The 20,591-nt window shown below is 64.9% G+C and carries 19 protein-coding genes and 2 tRNA genes; 13 read left to right on the plus strand and 8 right to left on the minus strand.

Features of this window, described 5'->3' with window-relative positions; all coding sequences use genetic code 11:
* The first annotated feature begins 133 nt into the window (after positions 1 to 133).
* Positions 134 to 1,197 (plus strand): IS630 family transposase gene (locus NDN01_RS17335; RefSeq protein WP_272628134.1). Its coding sequence is split into 2 segments (ribosomal slippage): positions 134 to 625 and positions 628 to 1,197, totalling 1,062 coding nucleotides; the frame shifts between segments, so codons are not numbered across the junction.
* A 16-nt stretch (positions 1,198 to 1,213) separates the two neighbouring features.
* Here NDN01_RS17335 and NDN01_RS17340 read toward each other — a convergent pair.
* Both NDN01_RS17340 and NDN01_RS17345 read right to left on the minus strand, forming a co-directional pair.
* Entirely contained in the window at positions 1,214 to 1,528 is a 315-nt protein-coding gene (locus NDN01_RS17340) for a PqqD family peptide modification chaperone (protein ID WP_272622996.1), read from the minus strand.
* Positions 1,529 to 1,763: 235 nt separating this feature from the next.
* The gene (locus NDN01_RS17345) at positions 1,764 to 1,922 is read right to left on the minus strand and encodes a hypothetical protein (protein ID WP_272622997.1); all 159 of its coding nucleotides are present in this window, start codon (positions 1,920 to 1,922) and stop codon (positions 1,764 to 1,766) included.
* A gap of 350 nt (positions 1,923 to 2,272) precedes the next feature.
* Between NDN01_RS17345 and NDN01_RS17350 the strand changes: the two genes are divergently transcribed.
* A complete protein-coding gene (locus tag NDN01_RS17350) occupies positions 2,273 to 3,385 on the plus strand; it encodes an FUSC family protein (protein ID WP_272622998.1) in 1,113 nt (370 codons plus the stop codon).
* A 1-nt stretch (position 3,386) separates the two neighbouring features.
* Here NDN01_RS17350 and NDN01_RS17355 read toward each other — a convergent pair whose 3' ends face one another.
* Complete coding sequence (locus NDN01_RS17355) at positions 3,387 to 4,079, minus strand: alpha/beta fold hydrolase (RefSeq protein WP_272622999.1); 693 nt, start codon at positions 4,077 to 4,079, stop codon at positions 3,387 to 3,389.
* Between the two features lie 5 nt (positions 4,080 to 4,084).
* Positions 4,085 to 5,680, minus strand: coding sequence for an RNA repair transcriptional activator RtcR (gene rtcR, locus NDN01_RS17360; RefSeq protein ID WP_272623000.1), 1,596 nt, complete (start codon positions 5,678 to 5,680; stop codon positions 4,085 to 4,087).
* Positions 5,681 to 5,949: 269 nt separating this feature from the next.
* On the opposite strand from rtcR, the gene NDN01_RS17365 reads away from it, so the two are divergent.
* From NDN01_RS17365 to rtcA, 5 genes are all read left to right on the plus strand, one after another.
* Positions 5,950 to 6,027, plus strand: a tRNA-Pro gene (locus NDN01_RS17365).
* A gap of 14 nt (positions 6,028 to 6,041) precedes the next feature.
* Complete coding sequence (locus tag NDN01_RS17370) at positions 6,042 to 7,589, plus strand: TROVE domain-containing protein (protein WP_272623001.1); 1,548 nt, start codon at positions 6,042 to 6,044, stop codon at positions 7,587 to 7,589.
* Between the two features lie 488 nt (positions 7,590 to 8,077).
* Positions 8,078 to 8,150 (plus strand) — tRNA-Ala (locus NDN01_RS17375).
* 214 nt (positions 8,151 to 8,364) lie between these two features.
* Positions 8,365 to 9,591: an RtcB family protein gene (locus NDN01_RS17380; protein ID WP_272623002.1), complete on the plus strand. Its 1,227-nt coding sequence runs from the start codon at positions 8,365 to 8,367 to the stop codon at positions 9,589 to 9,591.
* Positions 9,592 to 9,756: 165 nt separating this feature from the next.
* Positions 9,757 to 10,770 carry an RNA 3'-terminal phosphate cyclase gene (gene rtcA, locus NDN01_RS17385; RefSeq protein ID WP_272623003.1) on the plus strand — a complete coding sequence of 338 codons (1,014 nt, stop codon included), beginning with the start codon at positions 9,757 to 9,759 and terminating at the stop codon, positions 10,768 to 10,770.
* 7 nt (positions 10,771 to 10,777) lie between these two features.
* Here the strand turns inward: rtcA and NDN01_RS17390 are convergent, their stop codons facing one another.
* A complete protein-coding gene (locus tag NDN01_RS17390) occupies positions 10,778 to 12,151 on the minus strand; it encodes a cell division protein FtsZ (RefSeq protein ID WP_272623004.1) in 1,374 nt (457 codons plus the stop codon).
* A gap of 319 nt (positions 12,152 to 12,470) precedes the next feature.
* Here NDN01_RS17390 and NDN01_RS17395 point away from each other — a divergent pair, with 319 nt between their 5' ends.
* Both NDN01_RS17395 and NDN01_RS17400 read left to right on the plus strand, forming a co-directional pair.
* Positions 12,471 to 13,106: a division/cell wall cluster transcriptional repressor MraZ gene (locus tag NDN01_RS17395; RefSeq protein WP_272623005.1), complete on the plus strand. Its 636-nt coding sequence runs from the start codon at positions 12,471 to 12,473 to the stop codon at positions 13,104 to 13,106.
* Positions 13,107 to 13,656: 550 nt separating this feature from the next.
* Positions 13,657 to 14,277: a response regulator transcription factor gene (locus NDN01_RS17400; protein WP_272623006.1), complete on the plus strand. Its 621-nt coding sequence runs from the start codon at positions 13,657 to 13,659 to the stop codon at positions 14,275 to 14,277.
* Between the two features lie 8 nt (positions 14,278 to 14,285).
* Here the strand turns inward: NDN01_RS17400 and NDN01_RS17405 are convergent, their stop codons facing one another.
* On the minus strand, positions 14,286 to 14,636 hold the full coding sequence (locus NDN01_RS17405; protein ID WP_272623007.1) for a hypothetical protein: 351 nt from the start codon (positions 14,634 to 14,636) through the stop codon (positions 14,286 to 14,288).
* A gap of 357 nt (positions 14,637 to 14,993) precedes the next feature.
* Here NDN01_RS17405 and NDN01_RS17410 point away from each other — a divergent pair, with 357 nt between their 5' ends.
* Positions 14,994 to 15,422 (plus strand): response regulator, encoded by a 429-nt coding sequence (locus NDN01_RS17410; protein ID WP_272623008.1) that lies wholly within the window; start codon positions 14,994 to 14,996, stop codon positions 15,420 to 15,422.
* Positions 15,423 to 15,449: 27 nt separating this feature from the next.
* Here the strand turns inward: NDN01_RS17410 and NDN01_RS17415 are convergent, their stop codons facing one another.
* Positions 15,450 to 16,763, minus strand: coding sequence for a sensor histidine kinase (locus tag NDN01_RS17415; protein ID WP_272623009.1), 1,314 nt, complete (start codon positions 16,761 to 16,763; stop codon positions 15,450 to 15,452).
* Positions 16,753 to 18,150, minus strand: coding sequence for a sigma-54-dependent transcriptional regulator (locus NDN01_RS17420; protein WP_272623010.1), 1,398 nt, complete (start codon positions 18,148 to 18,150; stop codon positions 16,753 to 16,755). The genes NDN01_RS17415 and NDN01_RS17420 overlap by 11 nt, the downstream gene beginning before the upstream one ends.
* Before the next feature lie 160 nt (positions 18,151 to 18,310).
* Between NDN01_RS17420 and NDN01_RS17425 the strand changes: the two genes are divergently transcribed.
* From NDN01_RS17425 to NDN01_RS17435, 3 genes are all read left to right on the plus strand, one after another.
* Positions 18,311 to 18,439 (plus strand): hypothetical protein, encoded by a 129-nt coding sequence (locus NDN01_RS17425; RefSeq protein WP_272623011.1) that lies wholly within the window; start codon positions 18,311 to 18,313, stop codon positions 18,437 to 18,439.
* Positions 18,440 to 18,570: 131 nt separating this feature from the next.
* Entirely contained in the window at positions 18,571 to 19,893 is a 1,323-nt protein-coding gene (locus tag NDN01_RS17430) for an efflux RND transporter periplasmic adaptor subunit (protein ID WP_272623012.1), read from the plus strand.
* 4 nt (positions 19,894 to 19,897) lie between these two features.
* On the plus strand, positions 19,898 to 20,578 hold the full coding sequence (locus NDN01_RS17435) for an ABC transporter ATP-binding protein (protein ID WP_272623013.1): 681 nt from the start codon (positions 19,898 to 19,900) through the stop codon (positions 20,576 to 20,578).
* Positions 20,579 to 20,591 lie beyond the last annotated feature (13 nt).

A 20,591-nucleotide genomic window follows, 5' to 3' on the forward strand; every position in this document is an offset into this window, starting at 1 on the left:
AGGCATGTCACGCCCCTCCGGCAGGACATCACCCGGACTCATACCAGGTTGCGATGATGCTGACTCACGAGAGGGATTCCCAGGCTGCTGAAAGTCTGAATCAATGGCGCGCTGGGTTTTGGAGGGCGCGACCATGGGAACGGCGATCAGTTTGCGGGATGATTTTGACGGACCTGCGCTGAGACGGTTGGCGCGAGGGTCGAAGAGCGCGAACCAGGCGCGGCGGCTTTTGGCCTTGGCCGAGATTTACGATGGCGGCCGCCGGACGGCCGCGGCGCGGATCGGCGGGGTGGGTTTGCAGATCGTGCGCGACTGGGTGGTGCGGTTCAACGCCGACGGGCCGGACGGCCTGCTTGATGGCAAGGCCCCCGGGGCCCGTTCCCGGCTCAACGACGCCCAACGGCGGGCGCTGGTCGAGGCGGTCGAGCGCGGCCCGATCCCGGCAATCCACGGCGTCGTTCGCTGGCGGCTGATCGATCTGGCGCAGTGGCTCCATGACGAGTTCGCAGTGTCGCTCGATGAAACGACCGTGGGTCGGGAGTTGAGGAAGCTGGGCTACGTTAAGCTGACCGCGCGGCCTCGCCATCATACTCAGAACGAACTTGCCATGGAGGACTTCAAAAAGGGGGCTTCGCCGCCGAGTTGGCAAAGGTCAAAGCAAGCCTCCCCAAGGGCGCGGCAATAGAGATATGGTTCCAGGACGAGGCGCGCGTGGGTCAGAAGAACAAGATCACGCGGCGCTGGGCGCGGCGCGGGACACGACCCTCGGCTCCAAAGGATCAGCGCACGAAATCAGCCTATATCTTCGGCGCGATCTGCCCGGAGGAAGGCAAGGCCGCAGGGCTGGTCCTGCCCTTCTGCAATACCCAAACAATGTCGCTGCATCTGGCCGAGATATCGCTCGCCGTCGCGCCGGGGGCTCACGCGGTCGTGCTGATGGATCAGGCCGGTTGGCACATGACCGGCAAGCTCGATGTGCCCGCCAATATCAGCATCATCGCGCTGCCGGCCAAATGCCCTGAGCTCAACCCGGTCGAGAATATCTGGCAGTTCATGCGCGATAACTGGCTCTCCAACCGCGTCTTCACATCCTACGACAACATCGTCGACCAGTGCTGCGAAGCCTGGAACAAGCTCGTCGATCAGCCATGGCGCATCATGACCATCGGACGCCGCAAATGGACCCGTAGGTCATGATCAATGCAGGCTGGTATCAGACGTCGGGGGTGATCTCCACCAGGTCTTCGCGGACCATGGCTTCAAGCATTGCCACCACCTGCTGTTCGCAGGTTGTGGCATCCACGTCATATTCGCGCTGCAGGATGGCGCAAATCTCGGCGACCTTGATCGGAGCGGCGGTCAGCTGCCAGACGCGCGAGCCGACCGGATTCAGGCCGAAACACACGCCTTTCGCTGCGTTCATCGCGACGACTTCTCCGTCCATTTCGGCGTCGACCGCGTCGCTGTGATGGACGGCGGAGCAGGAAGGCTTGATAGGAATGTGGGCTGTCTTTTCAAAGGGCTCCAACGGGACCGCCTGCCGGTAGGATGGTGCCGGCAGGAAAATCCCGAAAGTAGCGCAACGTCGGTTTCAGCATCTTGGCGCCGCCCGCTTTCGCGCGATGAAGACTACACCTTCCTGAGAACAGGAACCGAATCATCGCGAAACCGCGCTTGATGTCGAACCTCGCGGATCGACCGGCGACCTGAAGCAAGCGCGGCGGCTGGAAATCAAACGGGCCTCACGCCCGACAATACCTGCCTTAGGAAAGCAGGATCAGGATTTCCGGGCCGTTATTGATACCGCTCTCGGTGCTGTCGGCATCGATGCTGTAGAAGCTCGGCGCCTGCCACGGCTTCTTCACGATATCGGTTCCATTTTCGGAATCCGATCCAGTGATGTTGCGAGCGTCTTCAGACATGGTCGTCTCCAAATTTCCCGGTGCTAAACGCCACCCGGCCCTACCAATATCAACGATAAAGTCCATCTCCGGTGTCACAATAACTGAGCTAGTTCTTCACTTTTTGCAATGCCGCATACATCCATTCTGGTGGGAAAAATCAGTATCGGCCAAAGCTTCGAGGTACGAAGCATATCCCGACAGGTCATTTCTGACCCGAAACGTTCCCTCGCGCGGCGACCTTCCCGCCGTTCCACGTCGAATCGCACGAGCCGTTCGCGCATCAGGCGACATCGACTCGAGCCGCGTCGTCACCTGGTCGACCAAGGGTTCGGCTATGCGCGCATGCCACAAACAAGCTATCTGGCCCGATGTATCGCCGTACGCCGATGGCAGCACTGATCGAGCGCATCGATGCGCGAATGGTCGACGAACTGGAATGCGTTGCTTCAGTGCTCCTAGCGATCATCGCCGCGCACGCGATCGGCGCCACCAATGTCTCATGGGCGGCCTTTTCCGGCTACATGGTGATGCGTGGACATCTGGCCGATACGCTGTCCCGGGGATCCTTGCGGATCATCGGCACGATCGCCGGCGGCCTGCTTGCGCTGGCTGCGACACCGTTTCTTACCCCAAGCCTGCCGCTCGCCGCGCTTGCCGTGGCGCTGATCGGGACAGCGAGCCTCTACGCCGCGCTGACGGCGAAACGCGCTTATGCCTGGCTATTCTTCGGGCTCACCTTCGCGATGGTGGTTTTCGACAAGATCGAGCACCCCGAGATCGCGCTCGGCGCCTTTGTCGAAACACGCGTCCTGGAGACGCTCGCAGGAACGCTTGCCTGCATGGCGGTCAGCCTCGCATCCGGCGCCACCCTCCGCCGACGCTGGCCAGCGAACCGCGCGCCCCAGGCGCAGAGAGCCGGATGGCACCCGGGCGCATTACGCCATGCCTTACAGGGAGGCGCCGCACTGGCGGTGCTGGCGCTCCTGTCGGGCTGGTTGCCCCTCCCCGCGCTCGCTCAATCCGCCGTCACGATCATGGCCGTGATGCTCGTACCGGCGAGTGGGATCGGCCCCAGCGGCTTCCGCCCGGTCAGCGCCCGCATTGTGCAACGCTTTGTCGGCTGCATTGCCGGCGCGCTATTGGCCGCGCTGTTCCTATTCACGACATTCCTGTTCACACCGCAGGCGCCCGCGCCGCTGCTGATCCTGGGCACCATCGTCGGCGTCGCGACCGGACGCCATCTGGAAAATGGCGATCATTCGCACCGCTATGTCGGGACCCAGTTCACCCTCGCGATTCTCATCACACTGGTCCCAGACAGCTATGCCAGCGCGACGATCATGCCGGGGCTTGAGCGATTGTCCGGCATCCTGATCGGCATGGCGGTGCTCGAACCGATCCTCCTCGCCTGGCATGTCTTGAGCCCGTCCCTACGGGCTGGCGGCACCGGGGCCCAGCCGGACGAGCCTGGCGGCATCTGAGTTACGCCGCCAGCCAGTCGCACAAGACGGCCGTCGTCTCGTCCGGCCTTTCAAGCGCCGGAAGATGGCCGCAGTCGCGGAAGCGGTGAAGGCGAGCCCCCGCCACGCGGCGCCGGATATCCTCGGCTTCGCCGGGCGGCGTCAGCACATCGCCGTCGCCAACGGCGACAAGCGTCGGCACCGCGATGTCGGCCAGAAGCGGCCGACTGTCCGCCCTGCCGAGGATCGCTTTTTGCTGTCGCAGAAAGGCGTCGCCACCGACTCGCTCCGCCATCGCCTTGACAGTCTCCGCCACGGCCGAATGGAGCAGGTTTTCATGGATCAGCTGCGGCAGAAGCCGGTCCGTCACGCCACGGAAACGGCCGAGCCTGAGCGATTCGATACCAGCCCGGCGTTCAGCGGCCCGTTCAGGCGAATCGGGCGCGGCGCTGGTGGCGATCAGCGCCAGGCGCTCGATACGCCCGGGCGCCTGACGCAGCATCTCGAACGCGACATAACCGCCCATCGACAGCGCGATCAGGGCGAAACGCGGTGGCGCCGCCGCAAGCGTTCTCCGCGCCATCGCCTCCACACCGTCATCAAGCGTCAGATCGGCGACGAACGGCGCCACCAGAGCCGCCAGTCCGTCGATCTGCGCGCGCCACAAAACCGCATCGCAGAGTAGTCCTGGCAGGAAGACGGTTGGCTGGAGCATGTGCGTCATCCGGAAACCTGGCCCCACTCCAATCCGAATCGGGTGAGATATTTGCGCAACCGGTCCGCGTCGTTGGACGATGTCCGCCGGGCTCGCGATGCCGCGAACAGCGCACGACCCGCCTCGGACAGGGAACGGCTGCGGCGGCAGGTCGCCACGACATGGGCAAGCTGCACCCGGTCGAACGGGTCGAGCGCCGCCAACGCCACGTCGCCGAGCAGCGGGTCGAGCCCGTCATCGTCGCCCTTAGTATCCGACGCCCATAGCCGCGTCAGCCGCGCGATTTCGCTCGCCACGCAGTCGCTGTCGATCCGGCCCTTGGGAGAGAAAGTGGCCATGCGCGTGACGCTCGCCGCCAGATCGCGGAAATTTCCAGCCCAGATCGCATCCAGGCTCGTCGCGAAGGCGAGATAACGCTCACGTGCTTCCTTGTTGAAAGTGACGCGGGTGCCCTCGCGCTCGGCGAATCGATCCAGCTCGTAATCGAGATTGGGCTCGATATCCTCGCGGCGTTCGGCCAGGCCAGGAAGAGCGAATGTCCAGAGGTTGAGCCGGGCATAAAGATCGTCGCGGAACCGCCCTTCCGCCACCGCCCGGCCGAGATCGCGATTGGTGCCGGCGATAAGCTGGAAGTCGGACGAAACCTCCTTGTCGGCGCCGACCGGGAGGAAACGCTTGTCCTCGATCGCGCGCAGGATCATCGCCTGCTCGTCCAGCCCGAGCTCGCCGATCTCGTCGAGGAACAGCATGCCGGTATCGGCGGTGCGGAGCAGGCCGGGGCGATCCGCCGCAGCGCCGGTGAAGGCGCCTTTTTTGTGCCCGAACAGGGCGGACATCGCGCCGTCACCCTTGAGCGTCGCGCAGTTCACTTCGACGAACGGGCCCTGCACCTGGTGCTTGAGCTTCTTCAACTCATAGATGCGCCGGGCGAGCTGGCTCTTGCCGGCGCCGGTCGGGCCGATCAGCAGCACCGGCGCACGGCTCCGCACCGCGACCTGCTCGATCTCGTCGATCAGCCGGTTGAAGGGGGCGTTCTTCGTGTCGATGCCCGATTTCAGGAAGCTGGTGCTCTCAGCGCTTGCCGCGGCGAAGCGGGTGGCGATGCTGTCGTAACGCGATAGATCGAGATCGATGCTCGTCCAGCGCCCCGGCGCGCCGCCATCCTCGCCGCGTTTCGCCGGCTGGGTCTGAAGCAACCGTCCGGGCAGATAATGTGCTTCCGTCAGCAGGAAGAGGCATATCTGCGCAACGTGCGTGCCCGTCGTGATGTGGATCAGATAGTCCTCCGCGTCGGGATCGAACGGATAGGCACGCGCGAAATCGAGTAGCTTGCCGTACACCTCCTCAAAATCCCACGGATCAACGAGATCAAGGACACGGCGGTCGACCGTGGTTTCAGGCGAGATGCTGGCGATGTCCTCGGCGATATACTCGGCCAGGCGGGCGTGCGGCGTGCCGTGGAGCATCACGAACCGGTCGACTCGCAGATCCTCATGCATGGTGAGCGCGACCGAAGGTCGCCACTTGCTCCACCGCGACGGGCCGAACTTGCTCGCGTCGAGCGTGGAGCCGAGGAATCCGATGACAGTAAGCGGCTTCATACCTTTATATAATAGGATAAAAACATAGCCTGGTCGATAGAAATATCGCGAAGCGGGAGGAAGCGCGGCTAGAGCACATTTAAGCATCCAAGAATAATTCAATTATAGATCAATATCTTGATTTTATTTTGGCGCCCCAACGACCGAACTGGCACGCCCGCTGCAATACCCATGATGTCATGCCGGTTCGTCGAACATCCGGCATGACGGCGCGGACTAGGGGCGGCCGGAATAGGCCGGTCGCCCCGGATCTGCAGAGTTTGGATCGGCAGGGCGTAGCTCAGGCAGCGCAGAGCACCGGTCTTGGGCACCGGGGGTCTCTGGTTCAAATCCAGCCGCCCTGACCAGAAGGATGAAGACGATGGCCAACAAGGGACTTTTCGCCTCGGCGATCGCCAAGCTGCTCCCGGCCGCGAACATCGTGAATCGAGAGGGAGCGCCGGCTTATGCCTATGGCGCCGAGGCGAAGCTCGCCCAGCTTGCGGCGACTGGAACACTCAGCGACAGCTTCTATGCCACCGCCGAGACCCACCTCGCCGAGGTGCTGGCGGCGGCAAAGGCGGTCGATCCGATGTTCGTCGCCAAGGCTGCGGTCTATGCCCGCAAGGCCGGGGCGATGAAGGACATGCCTGCCCTGCTCGCCGCTTATCTCACGGTGGCCGAGCCCGACCTTGCCGTGCGCGTCTTCGGCCGCGTCATCGACAATGGCCGGATGCTCCGCGCCTTCGTGCAGATCATGCGGTCCGGCCAGGTCGGACGGACCTCGCTCGGCACGCGGCCTAAGCGACTGGTCAAGCAGTGGCTGGAGCAGGCGTCGATGCGCGACCTGATGACGGCCGCGACGGTGAATGACCCGTCGCTCGCCGATATCGTCCGGATGGTTCACCCGAGCCCGAGGGACGAGACCCGGCGTGCCTTTTACGGCTGGCTGATCGGCAAGCCCTATGATGTCGCGGCGCTCCCCGTGGAGATCGCGGTGTTCGAGGACTGGAAGCGCGCTTCTTCGGGAGCGTTACCGCCGGTGCCGTTCCAGTGGCTCACCGCCTTTCCGCTGACTGCGGAGCAGTGGGGCGAACTGGCCGGCACGATGGGCTGGCAGGCGCTGCGGATGAACCTGAACACCCTGGCGCGCAACGGCGCGTTCGCGGTGGACGGCGTCACTGCGACGGTTGCAGCCCGGCTGTCCGATCCGGAGGCGCTCCGCAAGGCGCGGGTCCTGCCCTATCAGTTGATGGTGGCGCTGGATTCGACCGGAGAAAGCGTGCCGTTGAAGGTCCAGGCGGCGCTTGAGGATGCGCTCGAGGCTTCGGTCTCGAACGTGCCGATAGTGTCAGGCAACGTGGTCGTCTGCCCCGACGTGTCGGGATCGATGGCCTCGCCGGCGACTGGCTACCGCAAGGGCGCCACGTCGAAGGTCTCGTGCACCCAGGTCGCGGCGCTTGTCGCGGCGGCAATGCTCAGGGCCAACCGCCAGGCGCGCGTGCTCCCGTTCGAGCAGCGTGTGGTGAAGGTGAAGCTCGATCCGTTCGCCCGTCTAGCCGTGAACACGGCGAAGCTGGCGGCGTTGGGCGGTGGCGGGACCAGCGTTTCGGCGCCCCTCGCCCAGCTCAACGCAGAACGGGCGGCGGTCGACCTGGTCGTGATCGTCTCGGACAATCAATCCTGGGTGGATGCCACCTGGGGTGGATCGACCGCGACGATGATCGAGTGGGACAAGATCGTGCGGCGCAACCCACGGGCAAAACTCGTCTGCGTCGATATCCAGCCGCATGGATCGACCCAGGCGTCGGGTCGGGCGGATATCCTCAATGTCGGGGGTTTCTCCGACGCGGTGTTCGATGTGATCGCGCGCTTCGCCTCGGGCGAGGCGCGGGATTGGGTCAGCATCGTCAACGCAACGGAGGTGTAAGAACAGGTCGTGGCGAATGCTGGCGGGACTACATGTCACCAGGGGAAACCCGCACGTCCAGAGTAGAGCGCCCGAACGTCAGCGATGATGAACGGGAGATGGGGTTCGAGGCCCCCCCGCAGACACGGTAGCTCAAAGGACAGTCTCGCTATTCCTCGTCGCCACGACCGCGACCTGTCAATCGTCATGCCGGACTTGTTCCGGCATCCACCGATCCGCTTGATCCCCGCCCGGGGCGCTTGCGGGCCAGTGGCCCCGGAACAAGTCCGGGGTGACGGTGTGAGTGGGGGAGCATCTGACCAGAAAAGCACGGCGAATGCCGGTCGGACTACATGTGTCGCGGGTTCGAGTCCCGCCTTGCCGAAAGGCTTGTAGCTCAGCTGGGTAGAGCAATAGCGTCCGGCCAACACCTCGTCGCCTTGCCCCTCCTCTTCCCTTCCCCGGCCTTCGCCGGGGAAGATTAGAGTGTACGAAATCAAGCTGGCGAATGCTGGCGGGACTACAGGTTAGAGCACCTGCTTTGCTGGCAGGAGGTCGGTGGTTCAACTCCACCCCCGGCAACGGGTAGCTCAGATCGTCTCACCAAACCTCGTCGCCGGCACCGAACAACGGCCGTGGCGAATGCCGCGCGGGACTACATGGTAATCCGAGTGGGCCGGTGCGAATCCGGCCGGGCCTTCGGGTCCGTAGCTCAGAGAGAAGAGCATCGGGAACGTCTCGCCACTAACCTCGTCGCCGAGGCTGCGACATGCAAGAAGGACAACAGGAGGTCGCGATGACCGAAGCGAATTTCGAGTACAGCAAGGCCGAGGGCGCCTACCCGGTAAAGATGTGGACGCGCGGCGTGCCGGTCGACGACAAGGCGCGCGCGCAGCTCGCCCGGGCGGCGCAGATGCCGTTCATCTTCCGCCATGTGGCGGCGATGCCCGACGTGCATGTCGGCATCGGCGCGACTATCGGCTCGGTTATCCCGACCAAGGGCGCGATCATCCCGGCGGCGGTCGGTGTCGACATCGGCTGCGGCATGATGGCGGCGCGGACGTCGCTCGTCGCGAGCGACCTGCCCGACAATCTGGAGGGCGTGCGCGCGGCGATCGAGCGGGCTGTCCCGGTCGGCCGGTCGGTCGGCCGCGACAAGCGCGATACCGGTTCGTGGGGTGATCCGCCTCCGGCGATCGTGGAGGCCTGGGCGACGATCGTCGCGCGGTTCGATGCGATCACGGCGAAATATCCGCGCCTGAAGAACACGAACAACCTCGTTCATCTCGGCACGCTCGGCACGGGCAACCACTTCATAGAAGTCTGCCTCGATACCGAGCAGCGGGTATGGGTGATGCTCCATTCGGGGTCGCGCGGCGTCGGCAACGCGATCGGCAGCTATTTCATCGAGCTGGCGAAGCAGGATATGCGCAAATGGCATATCAACCTGCCCGACCAGGATCTGGCGTACTTCCCGGAAGGGACTGACCATTTCGACGATTATGTCGAGGCGGTCGGCTGGGCGCAGGATTTCGCGGCGCTCAACCGGCGCATGATGATGACCAATGTGATCCGTGCGATCCGGACGGTCATCGCCAAGCCGTTCGATGCCGAGCTGGAAGCGGTCAACTGCCATCACAATTATGTGACGCGGGAAAACCACTTCGGCGAGAATGTGCTCGTCACCCGCAAAGGGGCGGTGCGCGCGGCGAAGGGCGTGCTGGGGATCATCCCGGGCTCGATGGGCGCGAAATCGTTCATCGTGCGCGGGCTCGGCAACCCGGAATCGTTCGACAGCTGCAGCCATGGCGCCGGCCGGGTCATGTCCCGCACCGAGGCCAAGAAGCAGGTGTCGCTCGCCGAGCATATCGCCGACACGGCGGGCGTCGCCTGCCGCAAGGACGAGGGCGTGATCGACGAGAGCCCGCGGGCGTACAAGCCAATCGAGGCGGTGATGGCGGCGCAGGCCGACCTGGTCGAGATCGTCCATACGCTGAAGCAGGTGGTGTGCGTGAAGGGCTAATCTTTCCCTCTCCCCTTGTGGGAGAGGGAGGGAGGAGCGAAGCGACGGAAGGGTGAGGGGGATGAGGCTCGTGACTGGGCCACCAAGTCCCCCTCACCCTTCCCATCGCTGCGCGATGGGCCCCTTCCCTCTCCCACAAGGGGAGAGGGAGAAGGAAGAAGAACAATGATCGTCATCGACGGATCTGAAGGCGAAGGCGGGGGGCAGGTCGTGCGCAATGCGTGCGCGCTGGCGCTCGTCACCAGCCAGCCTTTCCGAATCACGAACATCCGTGGCGGGCGCGAGAAGCCCGGGCTGATGCGCCAGCATGTCACCGCCATCACGGCCGCCTGCACAATCGGCGGCGGCGAATGCGAGGGCCTGAATGTCGGATCGCGCGAGATGCTGTTTCGGCCCGGCAAGGTAGCAGCCGGCGACTATCACTTCGCGGTCGGCACGGCGGGGAGCACCGGGCTTGTCCTCCAGACCATCCTGATGCCGCTGCTGCTCGCCGACGGGCCGTCCCGGCTCGTGCTTGAGGGCGGCACGCACAACATGCTCGCCCCGCCGTTCGACTTCATCGACCGGGTGTTCCTGCCGATCGTCAACCGCATGGGACCGCGCGTCTCGGCGCGGCTGGTGCGGCATGGCTTCTACCCACGCGGCGGCGGACGGATCGAGGTTGAGATCGAGCCCGCACCATTGGTGCCGGTCGTGTGCGCGGAACGCGGCGCGATGCTGTCCTGCTCAGCGACAGCACTCTACACCGGACTGCCCTTCGATGTCGCTGACCGCGAGATCCGCATGGCGAAGAAGCTGCTCGACTGGCCCGAGCGCGCCTTTTCCGTACGCGAGCTGCCGGAAGAATATGGGCCGGGCAACATCCTGCTGCTCGAAGCGGTCTATGAGCATGTCACCGAAATGGTCAGCGGTTTCGGCAAGCTCGGCGTACCCGCCGAACAGGTGGCGAAACGTGCGGTGGGCCGGATGAAAGGCTATCTCGAGTCGATGGCGTTCGCGGGACCTTATCTTGCCGACCAGTTGCTGCTGCCCTTCGCTATCGCCGGTGGCGGGGTGTTCACCACAGTGAAGCCGAGCCAGCATGCGACGACAGCGGCCGATATCATCCAGATGTTCCTGGATCGTCGGACGGCCTTCCAGCACGAGGCCAGCGGCACGCACCGTGTGACGCTGAGCTAATATCGGTTCAGCCCATGCCGAGGTGTTGTGGCACGCCGCGGGTAACGCGGATCACGCGCGCAGGCAGCGCCGGCAACAGCGGCACGGCTGGCTGCCGGTGCCAGCTTCGCTTCAGTTCGCGCGTCGCGAAATAGATGCGGTCGACCAGGCTGGCCTTGCCGCGCGAGCGGACCGGCCCCCTGGCCAGCGGACGCTCAGCGGCGAGATCGAGATCGAGTCTGTAGGTGCTGTTGAGGATCAGCACGTCGCGATCGGGTTCGACGAGCGGCACAACTTCTTCCCGTCCCACGGCGGCGATCGTCGTCATATGGTCGGCCTCGCCCGGCACAGGGGCCAGCACCGGCTCCACCATCGGCTGCAGGACCGGGGCCATCGGCACAGTCGCCGAGCGGGCGACGGACGCAGGCATATCCTCAAGCGTCTCGCGCGGCGGCAGGCCCGCCGCGGTGATGCCGATGCGCATATGGCCGTCAAGCGCGGGATCGACCACTGAACCCCACACCAGTTCCGCGCCGCCATCCACATTCGCGCGCAGATGGGTGACCGCCTCCTCGATCTCCAACAGGCCGAGATCCGCGCCGCCCGCGATCGTCACCAGTAGGCGCCGTGCGCCGCGTGGCGCATCTTCTAGCAACGGATTGCGCAACGCCGACTCGGCCGCGCGCATCGCACGCCCCGGGCCATTGCACCGCTCGCCATAGCCGATCACCGCCCGCCCGCCGGATATCAGCGTCGAGCGGATATCGGCGAACGTCAGGCGCTTCAGCGCCGGCCCCGCGACCAGCGCCGCGAAATCGGTCGCGCTGTCGCACACGATCGAATCGGACAGATGGAGCGCGCCGCGGAAACTGGTGTCGGGCCCGGCGACACGCAGCAGATGCTCGTTGCAGACCACGACCAGCGCGTCGACGCTGTCCTCGAACTCAGCGACGCCCGCTGCGGCCAGGCGCATGCGGCGCATGCCCTCGAACGCGAAGGGCTTGGTCGCGATGCCGATCGTCAGGATACCACGCTCCCGCGCGGCCCGGGCGATGACCGGCGCCGCACCGGTGCCGGTACCGCCGCCAAACCCCGCTGCGACGAAGCAGAGCGAGGTTCCGTCGAGCGCCGCGAGGATCTCGGGCAATGCCTCCCGCGCGGCCGCGCGGCCGACCTCGGGCCTGGCACCGGCACCAAGCCCGCCGGTAAGATGACGGCCAAGCTGGATCTGGCTGGCGGCCGGCACCAGGCGCATGGCCTGCATGTCAGTGTTGGCGCAGATAATCTTCATGCGATGACCGGGCGCACGAAACAGCCGGGACACAGCATTCCCCCCGGCACCGCCCACGCCAAAAAGCGTCACCCCGATCTCATCGCCCGGATTCGGTTGCTGCTGGCTCATATCAGCCTCCTCGACCGGCGGGACTCGCCATCGCCGGTACCGGATCGCTAATCAGAGAAGACATGGTTAAACAGGTCGTAGAATCACAGTAATCATTAAATACTCATGCCGATCGACCTAAGTAATTATCCGGTACGTGCTCCGCGTCGAATCAAATCGCCACCCGGAGCGATCCTTCACTGGCGATCGCCACGAGAATCGGGTCCGATTACGCAGAATCGCAGCTACGCGATTCCACGATATAGTAGTTTTACGCGCTACGCCGGACCGGTGATGATTCGTTAACCATGTTGCTCAACGACAAGGGGTAGCGGGCAACATGGACGAGCTCTTCATCGGCAGCGCGATCTGCGAAATGACCAGCGGGGGCGAGATCCTTTTGCCGCGCAGCTTCCACGAGACCGCGCGGCAGAGGGCGATGGGGGGCCAGCTCTTCGTCGGCCTGCACGAGGAATCGCGATGTCTGGTCGTCTATGACAAGGCCTTCGCCGCCCAGCAGCAATGGGATTTCGATACCCGCCGCGCGGCATTCATCGGGTCGAACCTCGACGCCCATTATACCCGGCTTCGCCGGACCTTCGGGTTCGTCGAGGAAATCATGCTCGCGCCTGACGGCATGATGACACTCGGACCGCTGATGCGCGAACGCGGCAATATCGGCGATTCGGTACTCCTGGTGGCGACCGGACAGCGGTTCGAAATCTGGGACCTGGAATTCGCCCTCTCCCGCGGCCCGTCCGAGTTGATGAAGCTCGCCTCCCTCCACCTCAAAATCCATATCGCCAACGAGGAACGCCATGTCCCTGCCTTGTCGCCTGTCGAGTCACGCCACCGCACCGCAAGTACTGCGCAACCAGGGCTTCGCGTTCAGCAGATGCCGGCGGTGCGGCCGCGACATGATCCGATCCTTGGGGTCGTCGGAGACGAAATGGCGAACCGTGCCTGCGGGATTTAGGGTCGACTGGAAAAACGCCGGCATGAATCGGGCGCTGGATGACAGCCGTCGCGCTTCACCGCTGAGAAGAGGCATGAATTCATCTCTTATAGCTGATTTCCTGCGCGTCACGACGGCCGCATTATATTGGAAGATCCGCGACTATGCCTCCGATCTACCCTCTCGCCATGAGGTGATACTTCGTATTTCGGGATCGTAGAAGAACTCCTCTGAACGCCCTTTGTCCCAGTTCACCGAATGATCGGTAAATACGTTACTAACTATAATGCGTCGCAGCAAATCTTCATTTTGGTTGTATTTCCGAATCAGCGAACAGAAACTGCCCCGTGTGGCATTTTGTTTCAGGTCTGTTATGGATGTTCATTGACATGTTCGCGCGGAAAAAGGGTGCAGGCAGGTTGGACGGGAACCCCCGCACACACTCAGCGAGCCCGGCGTGGCGCTTCACGCCAGGCCGTCCCGCAGGCGCGATATTGCCGTACACCCTGGGCACGGCCCACCAGGTGAGCGGCCAATCTCATGGACCTCAGGCGCTGGAGGAGTTCGAGCGATGACCCGAAGCATCTATCTTGTCGACGACGACGATGCTGTCCGTGCGTCCCTGCACAGCCTGTTGTCGCTGCAGTCGGACCTGCTGGTCCGGAGCTTCCGCAGTGGCGACATGTTCCTGACCAACGCATCCGATCTCGATCCCGGCGTGCTCCTGCTCGATTTTCACATGCCCGGATCGAACGGGATCGACGTGCTCAACGCGCTGCAGGACGCGGAGCCGAAGAAATACGCATCTGTGATCCTGACCGGCGAGGGCAATGTCGGGCTGGCAGTCCAGGCGATGAAGGCGGGCGCACTCGACTTCATCGAAAAACCCTATGAGGCGGAGACGCTGCTGCGCACCGTTGACGCTGCCTTTTCTCGCCTGGCCCAGGACAGCGCGGCCGCCAGCCATGCGGAACAGGCAAGGGCCAAAATCGACGGCCTCTCGCCGCGCGAGCGCGACGTGCTGATGGGCCTGATCGAGGGCCGGGCCAACAAGGTGATCGCCTATGAACTCGATATCAGCCCGCGCACCGTGGAAATCTACCGGGCCAACCTGATGACCAAGCTTGGCGTCAGGAGCCTGCCCGAGGCTTTGCGCATCGCCTTTGCGGCCGGGCTGATCCCGCAACCCTGACTGACCCGTCAGGCACGCGCCAGACGCCACCGCGCCAGCGTTTCGGCCACGCCCGTCAGCGCCTGCCCGTGACGGACGATGCTGATCGGGTCCCCGGCATCGCCCTCTTCGGTATCGTCGGCCAGCGCGATGACGCCGCGCCAATGCCTGCTGGCAGCCACGGCCTGAAGCCGGCCGCCCAACGTCGCCTTGTCGACCACCAGGATCCGAGGCGCCGGCGCGACGCGGCGGATATAGGGATCTTCCGGATCGGCCTCGAGCGTGACGAGGCTCTCGCCCTGCATCGACAGGCGCGCGGTCAGCGCACTGCGCAGGCCGCCATCACGCACGATCAGGACAAGCAATTCCTTTGACGTCACGACAAAGCCGATCTCGATAGGTGCAATCCCCCGCCGCAAGGGTAATCGCGCCCGGTGGGGTCTTCTGCTTGGGGAAACCACGTAACCAACGGCGGCGGCGCCTCGACGCGGCATCGACAGATGACGCAGGATGGTTACCCGCGGGTTGCCGGGGGCTTATGTAGATTCCCGCATGTTCATGTCCGCCTTGTCTGTGGTCCGTATCCCGGACTAGTCTTGGCGCGGGCGCTGGCCTGACCATGGCTGCGTCCGGCGGGAGTTGACGATGACCCGACTGCGCCTTTCGTGGTTTCGCCACGGCCCCGGCAAAAAACCGGCCGCCCCGTGCGACCGGCCCGTTGCCCGAAGGGCAGTCCGATGAGCGCAACGTCGCCGGGCAGCGTCCTGATCATCGACGATTCACTGACGGTGCGCGCGATCATCGAGGAGATGCTGTCCGGTGACAGGGACTTGCGGGTTGTCGGGTCGGCCGGTGATATCGAGACTGCCCGCATGCTGATCCGGCAGCATCAACCGAGCGTCATCACGCTAGACCTCGCGATGCCGGGGATCGGCGGCATGACCTTTCTGGACGAACTCGCGGCGAGCCCGCATGCGCCGGTACTGGTCGTTTCCTCGCACACGAGGGATGGCAGCGACACCGCGCATGAAGCGGTCGCGCGCGGCGCCGTCGCCTGTTTCGACAAAGCGCATCTCGTCAGCCACGCCAAGGACTTCCGGCGAGCACTCAAGAAATCGGCCAGATCGAAACCGCGTCAGCCTGGCCTGGTTGCCATCTGCAACTGAGCGCCAGGACCGTCCGGTGAGATCAGGTCACAGGATGATGCGGAACAGCGCCCCGCCAATGCGACCATCGGCAATGTCGATCGAGCCGCCATGCGCCACCACGACCTGCCGCGCGAGATTCAACCCCACCCCGGTGCCTTCGGCGCGTGTAGTGAAGAAAGGCAGGAAGATATCGCGGCGCAGATTCTGCGGCACGCCCGTTCCACTGTCCTCGATCTCGATCCAGATGCGCCCCGAAACGGCGGACAGCGACAGCCGCACCCAGTGCGCGCCGCTGCCGCGATGCCCCGCCTGCGCCCCGTTGCGCAGCAGATTGATCAACACCTGCGCCAGCAAATCGGGATCGGCATCGAGGACGATGTCTGGCTTGACCTCAACGATCAACCGCACATCGTTCCATTCAGCCGCGAACAGCCTGGCAAGCTCGGCGACGAAAGGTTCGGCCTCGAACGGACGACGGCGCAGGGCCGGTGCATGCGATACCGCGCGATAGCTGTCGATGAACCGCCGCAACCCTTCGGCCCGGCGCGCAAGTGTCGTCACCGCGACGCGCGCATCCGGCACGTCGGGCGGCTCCGCATCGAGTAGCGCGGCGGCGGTGCCGGCCAGCGAGGTCACCGGGGTGAGCGAATTCAAGATCTCGTGGGTCAGCACGCGAACGAGATCGGTCTGCGCCGCCATCTCGACCGTATCGAGCGTGCCCTGAACCGGCTCCACCGTCACCACGCGGATACGCAGGCCGAGCCGCTCGAGCGACGCCGTTCGCACGATCGCACGCTGCGGTCCGCCAGGCATGCGCAGGATCAGCAATTCCTGCCGCGCCTCCCCGTCCTCGGCGAGTCGCGACGCGAAGGTCGCGCCATAGACCGCGTAATCCTCCGGCCGAACACCCTGGTGTCGTCCGAACAGCCTCCGCGCGGCCTTGTTGGCCGGCGTCGCGCCATGCGCTTCATCAACCGTCAGCAGCGCGACCGGCATGTCGTCAACCAGCGCCTCGAGATAGCGCATCTCCCGCGCCGACCGGTCCCGCTCGTCCTGCAGCCCGCGCATCGCGGCATCGAGCGCCCTGCCCAGTTCGCCGAAGCCGGCGCCGCCGCGCCCGTCGAAACGGGCGGCGAAATCCTTGCTGCTCAGCGCCTCGACGAAGCGCGCGACGGTGCGGTTGGTGCGGTCGACATGATGCCACAGGCCCCTTGCGGCAAAAAGCACGATCAGCCCGGCGACGATCCGCGTGGCACCCAGCCCTTCCACCTCGCAGGACCAGATGAACCCGGCGAGCGCCACGAGCAACGCCCCGATCCAGAGCCCGAGGACAAGCGTGAACCGCCGGTCAAAGCCCATGTTTCTCCATCCGCCGATAAAGCGCCGCGCGCGACAGGCCCAGTTCGGTCGCCGCCATCGAGATATTATAGCCGTGCTTCTTCAGCGCTTCCTCGACCAGCCGGCGCTCAACCTTCTCCAGATTGAGCTCCGATGCAGCCGGCGTGACCACCGCGTCTTGCGCGACACGCGGCGCCGAGGCGCCGAGCGGGAAATCCTCCGCCTCGAGCGGCGCATCGCCCGCGAGGATCACGGCCCGCTCAATCGCATGGCGCAATGCGCGGACATTGCCCGGCCAGTCATGCGCGGCGAGCGCAGCCCTGGCCCCGGCGGTGATCTCGGGTGCCGGCCGGTTGTAGCGCCGGGCATAGTGATCGAGGAAATGGCCGACCAGCGCGGCCACGTCCTCGCGTCGCTCCCGCAAGGGCGGCAGCTCGATCTCGACGGTGTTGAGCCGAAAGAGCAGATCCTGCCGGAAATGCCGGTCGTCGCGCAGCATCTGCGGCGTCATATTGGTCGCCGCGATCACCCGGATATCGACCGGAATCGGCCGGTTGGCGCCGACCGGCGTGACCTGCCGCTGTTCCAGCACGGTCAGCAGCTTCGGCTGGAGGTGAAGCGGCAGGTTGCCGATCTCGTCGAGGAACAGGGTGCCGCCGTCGGCCGCCTGGATTCGGCCGATGCGATCCGCGCGCGCATCAGTGAAGGCGCCCTTCACATGACCGAACAGTTCGGAATCGATCAGTTCGGTGGCGATCGCGCCGAGATCGACCGTCAGCATCGGCTGGGGCGCGCGCAGCGACTTGGCGTGCAACTCGCGCGCGACGATCTCCTTGCCTGTGCCGTTCTCGCCAAGCACCAGCACGTTCGCCTCGGTCGGCGCGGCGCGGGAAATCAGCGAATGGACGCGCGCCATCGCCGGCGACTGGCCAATCAGCGGGGTATTGGTGCCCGGCTTCGTATCGGTGATCGCGACCACGCGCGCCTTTTCCACCGCAACCGCGCGGCGCGAGCGGCGAAGGGAGGCAGCGGTGCGCACGGTCGCAAGCAAGCGCTCATTCGACCAGGGCTTGGACACGAAATCGGTCGCGCCGCGCTTCATCGCCTCAACCGCGATGTTCACGCCGGCGTGCGCCGTGATCATCACCACCACCAAATCCGGGTCGATCGCAAGCAGCCGGTCGAGCCAGGCAAGTCCCTCCGCGGCATCGGTCGCCCCGCGCGCGAAATTGGCGTCAAGCAGCACGACATCGGCCGACCGGCCGGCGATCGCGGTAATCGCCTCGTCCGGCGCGCGCGCGGTCACCACCTCGTTGAACAGGCCGCGCAGCAACAGCCGCGCGGCGGTCAATATATCCTCGTCGTCGTCCACCACGACGCAGAGATCGAATTCCGCCGATTTCCCCATTGACCGCTCCCGTACAATCCGCGTGCGAAATCGGACAGTCAAATTCCGTGCCAGGATTGTCCCCCGGAGACGAAAGCCCGCAAATCCGCCGATTTCCGTATCTGGCACGCCTCATGCTGAACGGAGGATTGCCAACCGGCACTACTCAAGGAGATCGACGATGAAACTGACCCTGAAGCCGCAAATCCTGAGCGCAATCGCTGCAATGGCAATCACCGCCTGCCTGACCTTCGCGTCGTCCGCGCCGGTCGTCACGGTCGCCTCGCTCGTCGCCGGCCAGATTGCGTGACCGGGATTCGCGTCCGGTTCCGGACGTCACTGTCCGGAACCGGACACTGGATCAAGGACTGACCCGTGACTTTTCCTGAGACCAGGGCTGGCACGCCGCTTGCTGAGCATGACCCCAACAGGGGAGTGAAGATGAGTGTCGTACATATGAAGGGGGACCAGCCGGGCGACCGTCCGGTGACGGGCAGCGGGATGGATCGGGTCGTCGAGACGCGCAAGTTGTCCAGGCGGACCAGGATCATGATCGGTGCCGGGACGCTGCTGGTCGCCGCCGTACTTTTCTGGTTTCTCGCCCCGCGCGCCGGCTCGCAGACCGTCGCGGCCGACCGGCTGACGATCTCGCCTGTCCGGACCGGGAAGTTCGAGGATTTCATTCCGCTCCGCGCCCGCGTCACCCCGCTCCTCACCGTCTATCTCGATTCGATCGAGGGCGGCCGGGTCGAGAAGGTGATCGCCGAGGACGGCGCCAGCCTCGCCAAGGGCGAACTGATCGTCGAGCTGTCCAATGCCGAGCTCCAACTCTCCACGCTCGCCCGCCAGACCGAGGTCGAGCAGCAGATCAACAACATGCGCAGCCAGGAACTTGCGCTGGCCCAGACCCGCCTCGCCAATGAGCGCTCGATGATCGATGCCGATCTCGCCGCGACCAAGGCGCGCCGCCAATATGAGCGCGAGCAGCCGCTTGCCGCGCGCGGCTTCGTCTCGGGCAAGCAGTTCAACGATACCCAGGATGACTATCTCTCCACGCAGAGGCGCATGGACGCCGTCCGCCGCAGCCAGGCGACCGACGAGAAGCTCCAGGGCAGCCAACTCGCCCAGCAGCGCGCCTCCGCCGCGTCGATGCAGTCGAGCTTGAGCCTCGCCCGTGCCAATCTCGACGCGCTCAACCTGCGCGCGCCGGTCGCCGGCCAGCTTTCCGGCTTCTCGATCCAGGTCGGCCAGTCGCTCAAGCCCGGTGAGCGGATCGGCCAGATCGACAGCCCGGGCCGCAACAAGCTGATGGCCGGCGTCGACGAATTCTATCTCGGCCGAGTCCAGCTCGGCCAGAAAGCCAGCGTCGACTGGAACGGCAAGAGCTTCGCCGCCAGGGTGACCAAGATCTACCCGCAGGTCCAGAACGGCCAGTTCCAGGTCGACCTGCAGTTCCTCGGTACCGAGCCGGCCAACATCCAGCGCGGCCAGACGCTTCAGGCCAAGCTGACGCTGGGCGATCCCGCCCCGGCCCGGCTGATCCCGGCCGGCGCCTTCTACAACGAGACCGGCGGCAACTGGGTATTCGTGGTGTCGCCCGACGGCGGCAGCGCGATGAAGCGCCCGGTCCGGCTCGGCCGCCGCAACCCCGATTCGATCGAGGTGCTCGAAGGACTCGATCCCGGCGAGCGCGTCATCACCTCCCCCTATACCGGTTTCGCCGACAAGGACCGGCTCGACCTGACGGCCAAAGGAAAGGACTGACCTTATGCTTGAGATGCGCGCGCTTTCACGGGCCTATCGCTCCGATACGATCGAGACGACCGCGCTCGACGCGATCGACCTTGAAATCGCCGACGGCGAGTTCGTCGCGGTGATGGGTCCGTCGGGCTGCGGCAAATCGACCCTGCTCAACCTGATGGGCATGCTCGATTCGCCAACGAGCGGGTCCTATGTGTTCAACGGCCAGGAAGTTGCCGGCCTTGGCGAGGGCAGGCTGGCCGAGGTCCGCAAGGCGAATATCGGCTTCATCTTCCAGAGCTTCAACCTGGTCGACGAGCTGTCGGTGCGCGAGAATATCGAGCTGGCGCTGCTCTATCACGACGTGTCCGCCGCGGAGCGCAAGCGCCGCACCGATGTGGTGATGGACCGTGTCGGCATCGCCCACCGCGCCCGCCACCGGCCGAGCCAGCTTTCGGGCGGCCAGCAGCAGCGAGTCGCCGTCGCCCGCGCGCTGGTCGCCGAACCCAAGCTGATCCTCGCCGACGAGCCGACCGGCAACCTCGACACCAATCACGGCGACGAGGTGATGCGCATGCTCCAGCAACTGAACGCCGAGGGTTCTACCATCGTGATGGTCACGCATTCCCCCGCGCATGCCGATTATGCCAGCCGGGTCGTCAACATGCTCGATGGTCGGATTCTGCAGCAGCACCGCCGCGCCGCCTGAACGACCCAGAACC

It is taken from the genome of Sphingomonas sp. QA11, assembly GCF_028473665.1.
GTDB lineage: Bacteria > Pseudomonadota > Alphaproteobacteria > Sphingomonadales > Sphingomonadaceae > Sphingomonas > Sphingomonas phytovorans.